The 14,907-nt window shown below is 66.3% G+C and carries 17 protein-coding genes; 6 read left to right on the top strand and 11 right to left on the bottom strand.

Annotation, left to right across the window (positions count from 1 at the left end):
* Positions 1-33 precede the first annotated feature (33 nt).
* From xerC to lptM, 4 genes are all read right to left on the bottom strand, one after another.
* Complete coding sequence (gene xerC, locus IE071_RS13175; protein WP_189441662.1) at positions 34-918, bottom strand: tyrosine recombinase XerC; 885 nt, start codon at positions 916-918, stop codon at positions 34-36.
* 7 nt (positions 919-925) lie between these two features.
* Positions 926-1,612, bottom strand: coding sequence for a DUF484 family protein (locus tag IE071_RS13180; RefSeq protein ID WP_189441663.1), 687 nt, complete (start codon positions 1,610-1,612; stop codon positions 926-928).
* Between the two features lie 94 nt (positions 1,613-1,706).
* Positions 1,707-2,555 carry a diaminopimelate epimerase gene (dapF, locus tag IE071_RS13185; RefSeq protein ID WP_189441664.1) on the bottom strand — a complete coding sequence of 283 codons (849 nt, stop codon included), beginning with the start codon at positions 2,553-2,555 and terminating at the stop codon, positions 1,707-1,709.
* A gap of 13 nt (positions 2,556-2,568) precedes the next feature.
* A complete protein-coding gene (gene lptM, locus IE071_RS13190; protein WP_189441666.1) occupies positions 2,569-2,748 on the bottom strand; it encodes an LPS translocon maturation chaperone LptM in 180 nt (59 codons plus the stop codon).
* Between the two features lie 120 nt (positions 2,749-2,868).
* On the opposite strand from lptM, the gene IE071_RS13195 reads away from it, so the two are divergent.
* Positions 2,869-3,558 carry a hypothetical protein gene (locus IE071_RS13195; RefSeq protein ID WP_189441668.1) on the top strand — a complete coding sequence of 230 codons (690 nt, stop codon included), beginning with the start codon at positions 2,869-2,871 and terminating at the stop codon, positions 3,556-3,558.
* 102 nt (positions 3,559-3,660) lie between these two features.
* Here the strand turns inward: IE071_RS13195 and IE071_RS13200 are convergent, their stop codons facing one another.
* The gene (locus tag IE071_RS13200) at positions 3,661-5,160 is read right to left on the bottom strand and encodes an efflux transporter outer membrane subunit (protein ID WP_189441670.1); all 1,500 of its coding nucleotides are present in this window, start codon (positions 5,158-5,160) and stop codon (positions 3,661-3,663) included.
* A 133-nt stretch (positions 5,161-5,293) separates the two neighbouring features.
* Positions 5,294-5,767, bottom strand: coding sequence for a GNAT family N-acetyltransferase (locus IE071_RS13205; RefSeq protein WP_189441672.1), 474 nt, complete (start codon positions 5,765-5,767; stop codon positions 5,294-5,296).
* Between the two features lie 268 nt (positions 5,768-6,035).
* Between IE071_RS13205 and IE071_RS13210 the strand changes: the two genes are divergently transcribed.
* A complete protein-coding gene (locus tag IE071_RS13210; protein ID WP_189441675.1) occupies positions 6,036-7,520 on the top strand; it encodes a RimK family protein in 1,485 nt (494 codons plus the stop codon).
* 63 nt (positions 7,521-7,583) lie between these two features.
* On the opposite strand, the gene IE071_RS13215 is transcribed toward IE071_RS13210, so the two are convergent.
* Positions 7,584-7,841: a hypothetical protein gene (locus IE071_RS13215; RefSeq protein WP_189441677.1), complete on the bottom strand. Its 258-nt coding sequence runs from the start codon at positions 7,839-7,841 to the stop codon at positions 7,584-7,586.
* A 159-nt stretch (positions 7,842-8,000) separates the two neighbouring features.
* Between IE071_RS13215 and aroE the strand changes: the two genes are divergently transcribed.
* The 3 genes from aroE to IE071_RS13230 all read left to right on the top strand — a co-directional run bounded on the left by aroE (position 8,001) and on the right by IE071_RS13230 (position 9,752).
* Positions 8,001-8,828 carry a shikimate dehydrogenase gene (aroE, locus tag IE071_RS13220; protein WP_189441679.1) on the top strand — a complete coding sequence of 276 codons (828 nt, stop codon included), beginning with the start codon at positions 8,001-8,003 and terminating at the stop codon, positions 8,826-8,828.
* Positions 8,829-8,830: 2 nt separating this feature from the next.
* Positions 8,831-9,091, top strand: coding sequence for a YkgJ family cysteine cluster protein (locus IE071_RS13225; RefSeq protein WP_189441681.1), 261 nt, complete (start codon positions 8,831-8,833; stop codon positions 9,089-9,091).
* 112 nt (positions 9,092-9,203) lie between these two features.
* A complete protein-coding gene (locus IE071_RS13230) occupies positions 9,204-9,752 on the top strand; it encodes an energy transducer TonB (protein WP_189441683.1) in 549 nt (182 codons plus the stop codon).
* A 14-nt stretch (positions 9,753-9,766) separates the two neighbouring features.
* On the opposite strand, the gene IE071_RS13235 is transcribed toward IE071_RS13230, so the two are convergent.
* The 3 genes from IE071_RS13235 to IE071_RS13245 are packed head-to-tail and all read right to left on the bottom strand — an operon-like array spanning position 9,767 to position 12,379.
* Entirely contained in the window at positions 9,767-10,093 is a 327-nt protein-coding gene (locus IE071_RS13235) for a low molecular weight protein tyrosine phosphatase family protein (RefSeq protein WP_189441685.1), read from the bottom strand.
* Complete coding sequence (locus IE071_RS13240; RefSeq protein WP_189441687.1) at positions 10,093-10,626, bottom strand: gamma carbonic anhydrase family protein; 534 nt, start codon at positions 10,624-10,626, stop codon at positions 10,093-10,095. The genes IE071_RS13235 and IE071_RS13240 overlap by 1 nt, the downstream gene beginning before the upstream one ends.
* Positions 10,580-12,379, bottom strand: a complete 1,800-nt coding sequence (locus IE071_RS13245; protein ID WP_189441689.1) for a patatin-like phospholipase family protein — start codon at positions 12,377-12,379, stop codon at positions 10,580-10,582. The genes IE071_RS13240 and IE071_RS13245 overlap by 47 nt, the downstream gene beginning before the upstream one ends.
* 131 nt (positions 12,380-12,510) lie before the next feature.
* Here IE071_RS13245 and IE071_RS13250 point away from each other — a divergent pair, with 131 nt between their 5' ends.
* Positions 12,511-14,568 carry a M3 family metallopeptidase gene (locus IE071_RS13250; RefSeq protein WP_189441691.1) on the top strand — a complete coding sequence of 686 codons (2,058 nt, stop codon included), beginning with the start codon at positions 12,511-12,513 and terminating at the stop codon, positions 14,566-14,568.
* An 87-nt stretch (positions 14,569-14,655) separates the two neighbouring features.
* Here the strand turns inward: IE071_RS13250 and IE071_RS13255 are convergent, their stop codons facing one another.
* Positions 14,656-14,865, bottom strand: a complete 210-nt coding sequence (locus tag IE071_RS13255; protein WP_007809889.1) for a cold-shock protein — start codon at positions 14,863-14,865, stop codon at positions 14,656-14,658.
* Between the last annotated feature and the right edge of the window lie 42 nt (positions 14,866-14,907).

Genomic DNA, 14,907 nt, shown 5'->3' on the forward strand with positions numbered 1-14,907 from the left:
TTCTCCGTTCAGCGGAGGATGGCAGTTTCGCACTTACTTGCGCCGCGCGCGCGGATGCGCGGCATCGTAGACCTTGGCCAGGTGCTGGAAATCCAGGTGCGTGTAGATCTGCGTGGTGGCGATGTCGGCGTGGCCGAGCAGCTCCTGCACCGCGCGCAGGTCGCCGGAGGATTCCAGCATGTGGCTGGCGAAGGTATGTCGCAGCAGATGTGGATGGATGTGTTTCGGGATTCCCTGCTGCAGCGCCAGCGCCTTCATGCGCAGTTGAATCGTGCGCGGGTTGATCGGCGCGCCGCCGCGGCCACGGAAGATCGGCGTGTCGGCCTGCATGCCCGCTTCCGCGCCGAGCGCGCGCAGCGCGGCAATCGCGTGACGTCCGACCGGCACGATGCGGGTCTTGCTGCCCTTGCCGAGTACGCGTACTTCGCCACCATCGAGATCCAGATCGAGCCAGCGCAGGCCGATCAGTTCGGACAGGCGCAGGCCGCTGGAATAGAACAGCTCCAGCATCGCGCGGTCACGCACGGCCAGCTTGCCGCCGCTGTCGGTCTCGACCAGTGCACTCGCTTCGTCGACATCGAGAACCTGCGGCAGCTTGCGACGCACCTTGGGCCCGCGCACGCCGAGCAGCGGATCGCCGGCCAGCAGGCCTTCGCGGTTGAGCTGGCGGAACAGGCTGCGGCAGGAGGACAGCAGGCGCTGGAGGCTTTTCGGCGCCAGGCCGGCACGATGCTCGGCGGCGACAAATGTGCGCATCCGGTTCGCATCCAATGCATCGAACGAGATCAGTTGCTGCGCTTCCATGAAGCGCAACAGCTTGGCCAGGTCGCGGCGATAGCCGGCCACCGTATGCGGCGAAGCGTGCCGCTCGTCGGCGAGACGGGCGAGCCAGATATCGACCTGTTGCTCAGGCGTCATTGCCGGCTCAGGAGATATCCCGCGAACGCGCCAACGCGGCGGTGATGGTGGCCGAGATCATCTTCAGGAACAGCGTACCCATGCCCGGCTGGAAACGATCCGGGTCGTGGCTGCCGATCGCCAGGATGCCGGAATCGCCGAGCCGCATCATCGCCACCGAACGGATCTGCCCGGCATCGGGACCGAACAGCCGGGTGAGCTTTTCGCTGGACAGGCGCCCGGAGACCGGTTCGTTGTGCTGCAGGAATTCGGCAAACTCCGGCAGCGCGGCAGCACCTCCCGGAATCTGTTGCAGCCATTCGGCACGCGGCAGTTGCGGCTCATCGCCAAACAGCAGCAGGCGCACCTGCTCGGTGTGGAAATCCGCGCTGAGCTTGGCGACCACGCTGCGCGCGGTCACTTCCATCGTGTTCGCGCGCAGCAGCGCCACGGTGAGCGAATGCACGCGCTCCATCAGTTTCTCGTTCTCGGCGGCGATCTCGATCAGCTCGGCCAGCCGGCGTTCAAGCTCGGCATTCTTGTCGCGCAGGCTCTGCAGCTGATACACCGCCAGCGACGACACCGCGCCCTGTTCGCGCGGCATCGTCAGCTTCGCGGCGAGATCGGGATATTCGCTGAGGAATTCCGGATGGCGCTTCAGATAGGCGGCGACCACGCGGGCCTGGGTGGCGTCGTCGAGCAGGGTTGCGGTCATGCGGAGCTGTCCTCGAACCGTTACGGGGCGTGCGGAAAGAGCGCGCCGTCTGGCTGGAGTGTGCGATGGACGCGGGCGCGCTTCAACCGCCGCGTCAGGCTTTAGGCGCCGGAACCGTCCATTCGCCCTCGAACGCGAAGGCGGCCGGGCCGGTCATCCATAGCGGGTGACCGGGGCCGGTCCAGTCGATCCGCAGCGTGCCGCCGGGCAGTTCCACCTGGACGCGGTCATCGACTTCGCCGCGTTGATGCAGTACCGCCATCGCGGCGCAGGCACCGGTGCCGCAAGCGCGCGTCCAGCCAGCGCCACGTTCGTACACACGCAGGCGCAGATGGCCGCGATCGAGTTGTTGCACGAAGCCGGTGTTGGCGCCTTGTGCAAAGCGTTCGTGCGTGGACAGCAGCGGGCCTAGCTGCATTTGTGCCGGGTCGTCCGGATCGTTCAGCACCACCACGGCATGCGGATTGCCCATCGACACCGCGCCGATCTGCAGCATGTCGTCACCCGCGCGGATCTCGTAGCGGTCCGCCGCGGCTTCGGCCACGAACGGAATCCGCGCCGGTTCGAACACTGGCTCGCCCATGTCCACCGCGACCTCATTGGTGGCGAGCAGGCACACCGTCACCGGTCCGGAGGGACTCTCGAGCAGGACTTGGTCGCCGAGTGCCAGTGCACCGGCACGATGCAGCCATGCGGCCACGCAGCGCACGCCATTGCCGCATTGGCCAGACAGTGAGCCGTCGCGGTTCCAGATGCCGTAGTAGAAAGCGCAGGACGGATCGCGAGCCGGCTCCACGCTCAGCAGCTGGTCGAAGCCCACGCCAGTACGCCGGTCGCCCAGCGCACGGATCTGCGTTGCGTCCAGCGCAAAGCCGTCGCGTCGGCAATCCAGCACGACGAAGTCATTGCCGATACCGTGCATTTTCGAGAAGCGCAGCTGCATGGCGAGATCGCGTTCAGTTCTGGCCGTTGGTCGGCGTATCGACCGTGGCCGCAGTGGCCGGCACGGCCGGTTTCGCCGGAGCCGATGTCGCAGCGGGCTTGGTCGGCGGCATCGTCAACGGACCCTTGTTGCCGCAACCGGCAAGCAGGGCGACAACGAGACAGAGCGGTAGCAGCAGGAGGGATCGGCGCATGGCGAGGGTTCCTTGGGACGACCGCAGTATAGCGATGCCCGCTGCATCGGCCGCAGCATCCGGGTATCGCCCGTTATGATGCGTGCACAAATCGCACGCCGATGCGATGAGGAATTCGTGATGGACTGGAGCACGCTGTTGCGCATGCCGATGACCGTGCTGCTGGTGCTGGCGCTGATCTTTGCGCTGATCACGCTGGTGCAGCTGGTGGTGCTGCGCCGCCACCTGCACGATCGCCGTCACCTGGCGGCCAGCTGGCGAGCGCTGCTGTGCGTGGCCTTCTTCGCACTGACCTTGCTGCTGGCCGGTACCGGCGCCGCACTGCGCGGCTATCGGCTGCTCGGCGAGGAAGCGCCGGTGGTCGACATCGACGCACGCATCCTGTCGCCGCAGCGTTGGGCGCTCACCCTCAGCTGGCCCGACGGCAGCACGCGACAAGTGCAGTTGTCCGGCGACGACTGGCGCATCGAGGCGGTGGTGCTGAAGTGGAAACTGCCTGCGTTGCTGGCCGGCGTGCCGCCGCTGTACCGGCTCGATCGTCTGTCCGGCCGCTACGATGATGCGGCCGAGGAAGCCAGCGCACCGCGCACCGTGATCAGCTTCGGCGAAGCCGGCGCCTTCGATCTGCTCGCTCTCAGCAAGCAATATCCGCGATGGCTACCCGAGGTCGACACCGTCTACGGCAGCGGCGCCTTCCTGCCGCTGGTCGACCAGGGCCATTACAGCGTCAGCCTGATGCGCACCGGTGCGTTGGTGGCGCGACCGGACGAAGCCACCGCGCGGCGGATCGGTTCACCACTCGGCGGTTAAGCAGACAAACCGCAAGTCTTGCACTGGCTGCCGCCGCGCCGCGGCGGATCGACCAGGCGCTCAAGTGCATCAACTTTGGTCCACCAGCGCGACAGCGGTCGTTCAACGATCTGACGGGCTCTGGACCGAACTCGTTTTGACAGCGTTGGTATCAGCGGCTGGCAGCGCTGCCGGAGTTCCTGCGTCGTAACCACCGCCGAGCGCCTGGATCAGTTGGACCGAAAGATCCATTTGCTGGCTGTTCAAGGCAGCCATGCGTTGCTCGGCGGCCAACAGTTGCTGGCGGGCGACCAGCGTTTCCAGCGAGCTGCCCAGGCCACCCTTGTAGAGTTTCATTGCGTCGTTCCAGGCCTGCTGCGCGTCCTGTTGCGCTCGCCGTTCGGCGGTGAGCTGGGTGCGCATCGACTTGAGCGCGGAGTATTCGTCGGCGACTTCATTGACGGCGCGGATCAGGGTCGCGTTGTATTGCGACACCGAGAGGTCATAGCCGGCGTCGGTCGCCGCCAGATTCGCCCGGCGTCGACCGCCGTCGAAGATCGGCAGGCTCAGCGCGGGGGTGATGCCGTAGGTGCGCGAGGACAGCTCGAACAGCTTGCTACTGTCGCCCACCGCTACCAGGCCGGCCATCGCGCTGATGCTGATGTTCGGCAGGAATTCGGTCTTGGCCGCCTTGATCTCCTTGCCAGCCGCCTCGACGCGCCAGCGTGCGGCGACCAGATCGGCGCGACGGCCGAGCAGCTCCACCGGCAGGTTGTCCGGCAGCGCGAGATCGGCCGGCTTCAATACGCGCGGCCGTGCAATCTGCAAGCCGCGGTCGGGACCCTGGCCGAGCAGCACGGACAGGCTGCTGCGCACGGCATCGATGGCGCGTTCGACCTGGGCCTTCTGCTGCTGCGCGCTGGCCACCGCGAAATCGGCCTGATGCAGTTGTTGTGGCGTGCCCAGTCCGGCGGCCAGGTAGCGATGCGCCAGTTCGAGCACCTTGCCGGTGCGCTGCAGTTCGGCGTCGGCGACGTCCTGCTGGGCAAACGCATAGCCGAGCTGGATATACGCGCGCGCCACGTTCACCGACAGCTGGATGCGTGCCGCATGCGCATCGATCTCGGCGGCACGGCTGCGACCCAGCGCGGCCTCCCATGCGGCGCGCTTGCCGCCCCACAGATCCAGCCCCCAGGAAAAATCGAGCGTCGCCGACTTGGCCCAGGCGAACGTGCCCAGGTCCTCCACCGGATAGCTGTAATCCTTGCTCGACAACCGGGCGCCGGGTACGGCGGCGTCCAGGTTCAGCTGCGGGCCGCGCGCCGCATTGGCGCCCTGCACTTGCGCCTGTGCCTGTTTCGCCAGTGCATCGGCGGCCGCCAGTCCGGGATTGTTCTGCAGCGCTTCGCTGATCAAGGCCGACAGTTGCGGATCACCGAGCGCGGTCCACCAGTCCTGCGCCGGCCACGCGGCCGGCGTGAGTTGCACATCGGCGAGGCTGTGCTTGGTGGCGAGAGTGTTCGCATCCATCAGCTGGCCGTCGGGATGCAGGCCGCGACTGGTCGCACAAGCGGCCAGTGCCAAGGTCAGTGCGGTTGCAAGAGACAGGGTACGGAAGGACATCGGGAAGCTCACAAGGCAGGACGGTTCGTTCACCGTTTGCGCGGTACCACGACCCCCACGCTCCCCTGAATCGCGGCGACATTATAAGCCCGGTAGCATCCATCGCGCGGCGTGCTGCAGCACGCGGGCGGCTTCAGTCCAGCGATTTCTCGTAGCGCCAGGCATGGGTGCCGTCCTGGTAGTAATGCGGGTAATGGCCGATATGCCGATAACCATGGCGTTCGTACAGGCGCACCGCGCCGGCGTTGTCATCGCGCACTTCCAGCCGCACCGCATGGCAGCGGCGCTGACGGGCGGCCGCTTCGACGGCGTCCAGCAGCGCGGCACCGACACCCTTGCCGCGCGTCTCCGGCTTGCTGGCGATCGAATACAGTCGCGCCACACGGCTGCCCTTGCGAAAGAACACCACCGCCGTGCCGAGGAAGTTGCGGTGATTGGCGCTGGCCACCAGCACCAGCGCGGAATCGCTGTCCAGATGGCGGCGGTATTGCGCGCGGCTGAGCCGGTCGGTGTCGAAGCTGCTCTCTTCCAGTGTCACCAGATCATCCAGGTCGGACAACTCGGCGCGACGCACGCGCACGCTGGCGCTGGCAGGCAGTGGGTGCATGCTTTCGGGTTCCTTCCGACGAGGGTCGTGCAGCAGATGGGCAGGGGTAATCAGCACGCGCGGACTCTAGCAGCCGGCGCCATGCGACACCCGTGTTTTCTGGCAGGGTTCGATCCGTGTCGATGCTGTTTATTCAGGCTTCAGCGCCTCACCCTTATCTAAGGCAGGCCTTGTGCAGGACAGGCCCTGTGCCAAACTGCGCGACTTGTGTGTCCGGCCGCGCTCGCCGCAGGGCATCCCGCCATAGCCGCATCGTCTGAGTGGTGTCATGACCCGTCTGGTCATCGTTGTCGAAAAAGCCTCCGACTGGAGTTCGTACTACCCGTCCGTCGACGTGATGAGCGCGATGGATTATCTGCGCGAGCCGGTCGGTGGCGACGACGAACGCACCCACGTGATCAACCTGTGCCGCAGCTACAAGTACCTGGGCACTGGTTACTACGTGTCGCTGCTGGCCGAGGCGCGCGGGCACAAGGTGATGCCGTCGGTGCGCACGGTGAACGACCTGCGTCGGCGCTCGCTGTACGGCGTGGACATCGAAGACCTCAACACCAAGCTGACGAATTTTCTTCCTGCCGGCGGCCGCGATACCACCGACTTCGGCATCCTGGTCTACTTCGGCGAGACCGCTTACCCGGCGCTGCAGGACTTGGCGCGGCAGGTGTTCGAATCGTTCCCCTGTCCGCTGCTGCGCATCGAGTTCGAGCGCGACCGCGTGTGGCAGGTCAGCTCGATCAAGCCGGTCGGCCTGCAGACGCTGGACGATGCGCAGGAAGACGCATTCGCCGAAGAGCTCGACCGCTTCTCCAAGAAGCTGTGGCGCAAGCCGCGCGCGCGCAAGCTGTATCGCTACGACATCGCGATGCTGGTCGATCCGGCCGAGCAGATGCCGCCATCGAACAAGAAGGCGCTGAAGGCGTTCATCGCGGCCGGCAAGGAGCTCGGCATCGAGGTCGATCCGATCGGCAAGAACGACTACCAACGCCTCGCCGAATACGACGGCCTGTTCATCCGCGAGACCACCGCCAGCGACAACCACACCTACCGCTTCTCGCATCGCGCGGAGAAGGAAGGCATGGTGGTGATCGACGACCCGACCTCGATCCTGCGCTGCACCAACAAGATCTTCCTCAACGACTTGATGGTGTCGCGCAAGCTGGCGGTGCCGCGTACCGAGATCCTCTATCGGGATGACAGCAAGGGCATGAAGGAAGTCGTCGCCAAGCTCGGCTTTCCGCTGGTGCTGAAGATTCCCGACGGCTCGTTCTCGCGCGGCGTGGTCAAGGTGGAAAGCGAACAGGCACTGGAACAGGCGGCCAGCGGTCTGTTCCAGCACAGCGCCCTGCTGCTGGCGCAGGAGTTCGTCCCCACGGATTTCGACTGGCGCATCGGCGTGCTCAATCGCGAGCCGCTGTACGCGTGCAAGTACTACATGTCGCGCGGCCACTGGCAGATCTACAACCACGGCGCCAAGGGCACCGCGAAATCCGGCGGCTTCGAGACGATCGCGGTGAAGGATGCGCCGGCCGAAGTGGTCAAGCTGGCGCTGAAGGCGACCCAGCCGATCGGCGACGGACTCTATGGTGTCGACCTGAAACAGGTCGGCAACAAGCCGGTGGTGATCGAGGTCAACGACAACCCGTCGATCGACGCCGGCGTCGAAGACGCCCATCTCGGCGATGCCCTGTACCTGCAGATCATGCAGGAGTTCCTGCGTCGGATGGAGCGCAAGCGGCAGGGCATTACCGGCTGACCGTTTTGCTCCCTCTCCTGCTTGCAGGGGAGGGTTGGGGTGGGGTCGCTCTTCGCCCCAAGCTCAATGCCATACCGCCGCGTGAAGGGTGTGCCGGCGCGGCCGACACAACGCCAGAAACTGACGCGGCAGTGCCGGCTCCAGCACCAGCAACACGACCAGTGGTGCGCCGAGCAGCCAGAACGCCGGCGTCCAGCCGAGCAGCTCGGTATGCAGTGGAACCAAGGTAGTCAGCAGCAACGCACCGCCACTCAGCAGCCACAGCATGGCGGCACCGAGCAGGCGTTGATGGTGTGCAGACGGCAAGGATGATGGACGCATGTGCGGTGCCCGTTGGATGGATGACGGGGACAGCCTGCGATGCGTCCATCTCACAACGTGCGACCCGTGCCTGGACCGGTGAAGGTTGCGATGCCGGCGGCTAGTAGAATGTCTGCGAGCACGCCCGTCGCGGCGCCAGTCATCCTGCAGGGAATCCGCATGCAACCCGCCCAGTTCGCCGTGTTTGGCCATCCGATCGGCCACAGCCTGTCGCCGCAGATCCACCGCGCGTTCGCGCAGCAGTTCGGCATCTCGCTCGACTACCGCACGATCGACGCGACGCCGGCCGATTTCGCCGCGGCGGTACGGCGCTTCTTCGCCGAAGATGGTCACGGTGCGAACGTCACCGTGCCGCACAAGGCCGCCGCGTTTGCGCTGGCGGATACGCGCAGCGAAGCGGCCAGCCGCGCCGGCAGCGCGAATGTGCTGACGCGATTGCCCGATGGCCGATTGGCCGCGCACAACACCGACGGCGCCGGCATGGTGCGCGACCTGACCGAGCGTCACGACATGGATCTGCGCGGCCACACCGCGCTGTTGCTCGGCGCCGGCGGTGCCGCACACGGCGTGGCGTGGAACCTGCTGGATGCCGGCGTGGAGACGCTGACCATCGTCAACCGCTCGCCGGAAGCGGCCGACGCGCTGGCCGATGCGATCGGCGAACCGGCACGCGCGCATACGCGTTACTGGGAAGACCTGGCCAGCATCGGCAGCTACGACCTGATCGTCAACGCGACTTCGGCCGGCCTGCTCGGCGTGTCGCTGCAACTGCCGTTCTCGCTGCTCGGCGCGCGCGCGCTGTGCTACGACCTGTCCTACGGCGCGGCGGCCGCCAGTTTCCTGGCCTGGGCGAAAACCGCCGGCGCACGCTATGCGTTCGACGGGCTAGGTATGCTGGTGGAGACGGCTGCCGATGCGTTCGAGCTGTGGCACGGCCAGCGACCGGACACCGAGCCGGTGTACCAGCTGCTGCGGTCGGCGACTTGAGTATGCTGGCCTGCCGCGCCGGTTGCGGCGCCTGCTGCATCGCGCCGTCGATCTCCTCGCCGATCCCCGGCATGCCGGATGGCAAGCCCGCCGGTGTGCGCTGCATCCAGCTGACCGACGACAACCGCTGCGCGATCTTCGGCCGGCCCGAGCGCCCGGCGGTATGCAGCAACCTGCGTGCCGAGCCGGTGATGTGCGGCACCGACCGCGCGCATGCACTGGCGTGGTTGACCCAGCTGGAACAGGCGACGGCATCGCGTTGATGCCGTACAGCCACAAGGCTGCAACACAAGCCGGCTAACGTGGCGGAATCCGCCGGGAGCACGTCGATGACGGACCCTCCTGCGCGCGGCCATCGTTCACGCAGCAGGTGTCATGCCCCGTTTCCATTTCAGCGTATCGCAGCGATACGCACTTGCTCTTATTGCCGTACTGGTACTGACCGCGGCCGGCGGCATCTTCTGGTACAGCCGCGCCATGGCGAATGCCTCCTACGGCCCCGCCGGGTCGCCGACTGCGGCGGCGGCTGATGCGCCAGCGGACGATGCGCAAAGCGGCACCGGCATCCTGCTCGGGCTGGCCCGCGACGCGATGCACGATGGTCGCCTAGTGGCGCCCGCGGGCAGCAACGCCTACGAGTTCTACCTCAGCGTGCTGCAGCTGGAGCCGAAGAATCCGGCTGCGCAGGAGGCGTTGCGCGAATCCTTTCCGCGCGCCGCGGTGGAGATCGAACACACCATCAATCAGTACGATCTGGAAGAGGCACGTCGTGAGATCGATCTGCTGCGCGAGTTCGACAGCAACAACTTCACGCTGGCCCTGCTCGGCGGCAAACTCTCGGCGGCGCGCAATATGGTGACAAAGCAGCACGAGGCGGAAGCGGAACGCAAGCAGGCCAGCGCCGGAAGTGCGACACGGATGTAACGCGGCATCGAGCGTCAACGCAGCAGCGGTCCGGCCTTTTTCAGCAGCAACGCCACCAGTTCCGGCTGCATGAAGTCATAGCGGTCGGGAATGTCCAGGCAGACCACCTGCTTGCCTTTGAGTCGACTGCGGTGGCGCGTCTGCAGGCGTCGCCGGTGGCTGGCCTCCATCACCACGATGAGGTCGGCCCACTCCAGCTGTTCATTCGTTAGCACCACTTCGGCATCGTCAGCCAGTCCGGCGGAGTCCACCTCCAGCTCCGGCCAAGTACCGAACAACTGCTCGGCAGTGGGGCTGCGCAGGCGGTTGCGGCTGCACAGGAACAGGACGCGGCGAGTCATCAGGCGGAGGCCAGGTACTCGTCCTTCAAGCGCACGTAGTGATCGGCGGAGTAATGCAGCTGTTCGATCTGGCGGTCGCTGAGCAGGCGCACGAATTTCGCCGGGTTGCCCAGCCACAGCTCGCGCTCGCCGACCACCTTGCCCGGTGGGATCAGCGCGCCGGCGCCGACGAAACCGTACTTCTGCACCACCGCACCGTCGAGCACGCTGGCGTGCATGCCGATCAGGCAGTAGTCGCCGATGGTGCAGGCGTGCACCACCGCGGCGTGGCCGATGGTGACACCCTCGCCGATCAGGCACGGAAAGCCCGGACCGTACGGGCCGGCGTGGGCGACGTGCACGATGCTGCCGTCCTGGATACTGGTGCGGGCGCCGACGCGGATGTAGTTCACATCGCCGCGCAGCACCGTGCCGGGCCAGATCGAGACATCGTCGCCGAGCACCACGTCGCCGATCACGCTGGCGGCCGGGTCGACGTAGACGCGTTCACCGAGGGTCGGCGTGATGCCCTTGTAGCTGCGCAGAGGATTCATCCGCGCATGGTAACTGCTTGCGCGCGCGGGCTTCGAGCAGTTCGATCGTGTGCCGGTAACCGGCATCGATGGCACGCTGCCAGTCTTTCCAGTCGAGCATGCCGATGTGCTCGAGCGGCGGCGTGATCAGCAAGTCGGCGCGTGCGCGGCGCTGTTCGCTGGCCGCTTCACCGTTGACCATGCCGGCGCGCACCAGGGTCGAGACCAGGCCCGGCCGGCGAATATCCTGCCGGCGCTGCAGCAGCAGGCGCCACAACGGCGGCGTGGCCGATTCCTCGGCGGTGGTAAGCAGCGCGATGTCGGCACGGATATCCAGCGCAGTGATGTGGGCGATACCGTCGGCGGCCATCACGTCGGTCGGCAGGTTGTCGACCAGTGCACCGTCGACATGCACTCGACCCTGGTGCAGCACCGGCGGCAAGACGCCGGGAATCGCGCTGGATGCGCGCAGCCACAGCCACAGCGGACCGCGTCGATGCACCGCCATGCCACCGCCGGACAGCTGGGTGGAGACGCAGAAATACGGCAGCGGCAAATCCTCGATCTCGAGTGCGCCGAAGGTGCGCCGCAGCATCAGCGAAGCGCGCCGGCCGCGCGTCATCGCCACCAGTGGCAGCGTCCAGTCCGATAGCGGGCGGCCCTGCACGAAGGCGCGCCGGAAGGTTTCCGTCATTGCGTCGAGTTCCCAGCCGCAGGCCATGCCGGCGCCGATGATCGCGCCGATGCTGGTACCGCCGACCGCATCGAACACATGGCCCGCTTCGTGGAGTGCCCGCAGCATGCCGAGGTGCGCCAGCCCGCGGGCGCCGCCGCCGGCCAGCACGACACCGCGGCCATGGCCGCTGACCCGTCGCGCCAGCCGCACGATGTCGCTGTCGTTGCAGATGTGATGGTGCCGCAGCTCACCGTTGAACGAGGCACGCCAGCGTTGCGCCGAACCGAGGCTGACCTGGTGGCCGGCATGCAACAGCACCAGGTGGCGCGCGCGATGGCCGGTGCGCTGCGGATCCAGCAGCGCGGCTTCCGGCCACGGCCGTGCCGGTTGTGCGGCCAGCGCCGGCAACAGCAGCACGTCGGCCTGGCGCAGGCAGCGCTGTCGCCACAACGGGTCGCCGCTCGCATCCAGATAGATCACGAAGCGCAGCTGGGCCTCGCGCTCGGCGAACCAATCGCTGCTGCGGCCGGTACCCAGCTCGCCATCGATCACGGCGCAACGGCCATAGGCTTCCAGCGCCTGCCCCAGCTGCATGGCCAGCACGCGGGCCGGCACCGCCTGATCCACCGGCAGGATGGCGAACGTGCGCGGCAAACCGGGCCGGCAGGCATCCGGGTCGCGTTGCTGCAGCCGCTCGATCGTTACCCGTGCCACGCCGAGCATTGCGTGCGGGTAGCGTCCGAGGAGGGTTTCGAAGGCGCCGCGATCGAGTCGCAGCAATTCGGAATCGCGCAATGCGCGCACGGTGCGGGTACGCCGTTCGCCGCCGAGCAGGCTGGTCGCCCCCACGCATTCGCCGGCGGCAATCAGCTGGACCAGTTCGGCCGCATCTTCCGGCAGCCCGTCGTCGAACACGCCGAGGCTGCCGCTTTTCAGCAGATACAGCGCATCGGCCGCTTCGCCGGATTTGAACAATGGCCGCCCGCCGGGCAGCGCCAGCCACACCAGCTCGCGGGCCAGCGCTTCACGCGCGGCTGCATCCAGTTGCGCAAACATGGCGCTGTGCGCAAGCAGTTCGGTGACATCCGGTGGCGACATGGCAGCAAGGTTACGGTGCGATCCATGACAGAACGGCGTGACCATGCGGAATCCGGGGTGCCGGCCGGCTCGCACGGCGTGCTTGATTTCGGCGGTTGCCGTTGCCACGCTGGCGGCCTCAAGGAGCTCTCATGACCTACGACAACCCATTGCTGGCCGACGATAAGCTGCCCGCGTTCACGCAGATCCGCCCCGAGCATATCGAGCCGGCTATCGAGGCGATCCTGGTCGACTACCGCGCCGGCATCGACGCGCTCATCGCGCCCGACGCGCCGCGCGACTTTACGACCGTGATGCTGACCCAGGAACGGCTGGAACAGCGGCTCGCGCGTGCCTGGGCGCCGGTTTCCCATCTGCATTCGGTGGCCGACAGCGAGGCATTGCGCAAGGTCTACGGACCAGCCGAGGAAAAGCTCACCGATCATGCGATCGAGCTGGGTCAGAACCGTGATCTCTATGCCGCGGTGCAGGCGCTGGCCGATGCACCGGATTTCGCCACGCTGCCGCGTGCGGAACGTGCACTGGTCGAACATGCGCTACGTGACTTCAGGCTTTCCGGCGTGGCGCTGGAAGAGCCGGCACGTTCGCGCTTCCGCGAGATCGGGGTGGAGCTGTCGAAACTCTCCACCGAATTCTCCAATGCCGTGCTCGATGCCAGCGAGGCGTGGCACGAGCACATCAGCGACGAGCGCGATCTTGCCGGCATCCCCGAATCCGGCCGCGCGGTGCTGCGCCAGTACGCCGAGGATCAGGATCTGGACGGCTATCTGGTGACCCTGAAACAGCCCAGCGTGCAGGCCGTGCTCAGCTATGCCGACAACCGCGGCCTGCGCGAGCGGGTGTACTGGGCGTACCAGACCCGCGCTTCCGACCAGGGCCCGAACGCCGGCAAGTTCGACAACAGCGCGCGCATCGAGAAGATCATGGCGCTGCGTCACGAGGCTGCGCAGCTGCTCGGCTTCGCCAACGCAGCGGAGGAATCGCTGGCGACCAAGATGGCGTCGTCGCCGACCGAGGTGATGGAATTCCTGCATGACCTGGCCACGCGCGCGAAACCGGTGGCGCAACAGGAGCTGGCCGCACTGCGTGAATTTGCCCACACCGAACTGAAGCTCGACAACCTGGAATCGTGGGACGTTGGTTACGCCTCGGAAAAGCTGCGCCAGCGGCAATACGCGCTGGACGAGGAACAGTTGAAGCCGTACTTCCCGCTGCCGGCGGTGATCGACGGCCTGTTCGGGCTCACCGAAAAGCTGTACGGCATCACGCTGGCCCCACGTGACGGCGTCGACGTATGGCATCCGGACGTGCGCTACTACGATGTGCGTGATGCGGATGGTCGCGTGTTCGCCGGCGCCTATGTCGACCTGTATGCGCGCAACGGCAAGCGCGGCGGCGCGTGGATGGACGTCTGCCGCGCCCGTTTCGACGATGGTGAAAATCTGCAATTGCCGGTGGCCTTCCTCACCTGCAACTTCGCGCCACCGACCGAAGGCAAACCTGCCTTGCTCACCCACGACGATGTGCTGACCCTGTTTCATGAGTTCGGCCACGGTCTGCATCACCTGCTCACCGAAATCGCGCTGCCCTCGATCGGCGGCATCGATGGCGTCGAATGGGACGCGGTGGAACTGCCCAGCCAGTTCATGGAGAACTTCGGCTGGAATCGCCAGGCGCTGGATTTGTTTGCCCGTCACTACGAAACCGGCGAGCGGCTGCCGGACGAGCTGTTCGAGCGCATGCTCGCCGCACGCCACTTCCATGCCGGCCTGTTCCTGGTGCGTCAGCTGGAATTCGCGCTGTTCGATTTCCTGCTGCATCTCGACTACGACCCTGCGCAGGGCGCCCATACGCTGGCTGTGCTTGAGAATGTGCGTAAACAGGTCGCGGTGCTGCATCCGCCGGCGTGGCAGCGGTTTCCGCACGGCTTCAGCCACGTCTTTGCCGGTGGTTATGCGGCCGGTTACTACAGTTACCTGTGGGCCGAGTTGCTTAGCGCCGATGCGTTCGGCGAGTTCGAGGAGCACGCCGGCGAACATGGCAGCGTGATTGATCGCGCTACCGGCGAGCGCTTCCGCCGTGAGTTCCTCGCCGTCGGTGCCAGCCGCCCGGCGCTGGAAAGCTTCATCGCGTTCCGCGGCCGGAAGCCGCAGCCGGAGGCGCTGCTGCGCAGTCACGGCCTGGCTTGAGGCGATATCGGTCGTGTCGCGCCGTTCGATCCGACGGCGCGGTATGACGAGTTTTTCAGGGTCAAGATCGCTCAATTCCCGAGGGAATTAGGCAACCTGGACTTCCTCAGCCTGCAGGCCCTTCTGGCCCTTGGTGACGACGAACGTGACGCGCTGGCCTTCCTGCAGGGACTTGAAGCCCGTGCCCTGGATCGCGCGGAAATGCACGAACAGGTCGTCACCGCTTTCCGGGGTGATGAAGCCAAAACCTTTGGCGTCGTTGAACCACTTGACTGTACCGCTCTGACGATCCGACATGTAACTATACCTTTGAAGCATGGATGGTTTGCGGCTCGGAGC

It is taken from the genome of Rhodanobacter panaciterrae (genome assembly GCF_014651895.1).
GTDB lineage: Bacteria > Pseudomonadota > Gammaproteobacteria > Xanthomonadales > Rhodanobacteraceae > Rhodanobacter > Rhodanobacter panaciterrae.

Excerpts from the sequence above, each read along its gene's own strand:
- IE071_RS13235 (WP_189441685.1), bottom strand. The coding sequence starts at position 10,093 with ATGACTCGCCGCGTCCTGTTCCTGTGCAGCCGCAACCGCCTGCGCAGC.
- aroE (WP_189441679.1), top strand. The coding sequence starts at position 8,001 with ATGCAACCCGCCCAGTTCGCCGTGTTTGGCCATCCGATCGGCCACAGC.
- dapF (WP_189441664.1), bottom strand. The coding sequence starts at position 2,555 with ATGCAGCTGCGCTTCTCGAAAATGCACGGTATCGGCAATGACTTCGTC.
- IE071_RS13250 (WP_189441691.1), top strand. The coding sequence starts at position 12,511 with ATGACCTACGACAACCCATTGCTGGCCGACGATAAGCTGCCCGCGTTC.
- IE071_RS13230 (WP_189441683.1), top strand. The coding sequence starts at position 9,204 with ATGCCCCGTTTCCATTTCAGCGTATCGCAGCGATACGCACTTGCTCTT.
- IE071_RS13255 (WP_007809889.1), bottom strand. The coding sequence starts at position 14,865 with ATGTCGGATCGTCAGAGCGGTACAGTCAAGTGGTTCAACGACGCCAAA.
- IE071_RS13225 (WP_189441681.1), top strand. The coding sequence starts at position 8,831 with ATGCTGGCCTGCCGCGCCGGTTGCGGCGCCTGCTGCATCGCGCCGTCG.
- IE071_RS13245 (WP_189441689.1), bottom strand. The coding sequence starts at position 12,379 with ATGTCGCCACCGGATGTCACCGAACTGCTTGCGCACAGCGCCATGTTT.
- lptM (WP_189441666.1), bottom strand. The coding sequence starts at position 2,748 with ATGCGCCGATCCCTCCTGCTGCTACCGCTCTGTCTCGTTGTCGCCCTG.
- IE071_RS13195 (WP_189441668.1), top strand. The coding sequence starts at position 2,869 with ATGGACTGGAGCACGCTGTTGCGCATGCCGATGACCGTGCTGCTGGTG.
- IE071_RS13240 (WP_189441687.1), bottom strand. The coding sequence starts at position 10,626 with ATGAATCCTCTGCGCAGCTACAAGGGCATCACGCCGACCCTCGGTGAA.
- IE071_RS13205 (WP_189441672.1), bottom strand. The coding sequence starts at position 5,767 with ATGCACCCACTGCCTGCCAGCGCCAGCGTGCGCGTGCGTCGCGCCGAG.
- IE071_RS13215 (WP_189441677.1), bottom strand. The coding sequence starts at position 7,841 with ATGCGTCCATCATCCTTGCCGTCTGCACACCATCAACGCCTGCTCGGT.
- IE071_RS13210 (WP_189441675.1), top strand. The coding sequence starts at position 6,036 with ATGACCCGTCTGGTCATCGTTGTCGAAAAAGCCTCCGACTGGAGTTCG.
- xerC (WP_189441662.1), bottom strand. The coding sequence starts at position 918 with ATGACGCCTGAGCAACAGGTCGATATCTGGCTCGCCCGTCTCGCCGAC.
- IE071_RS13180 (WP_189441663.1), bottom strand. The coding sequence starts at position 1,612 with ATGACCGCAACCCTGCTCGACGACGCCACCCAGGCCCGCGTGGTCGCC.
- IE071_RS13200 (WP_189441670.1), bottom strand. The coding sequence starts at position 5,160 with ATGTCCTTCCGTACCCTGTCTCTTGCAACCGCACTGACCTTGGCACTG.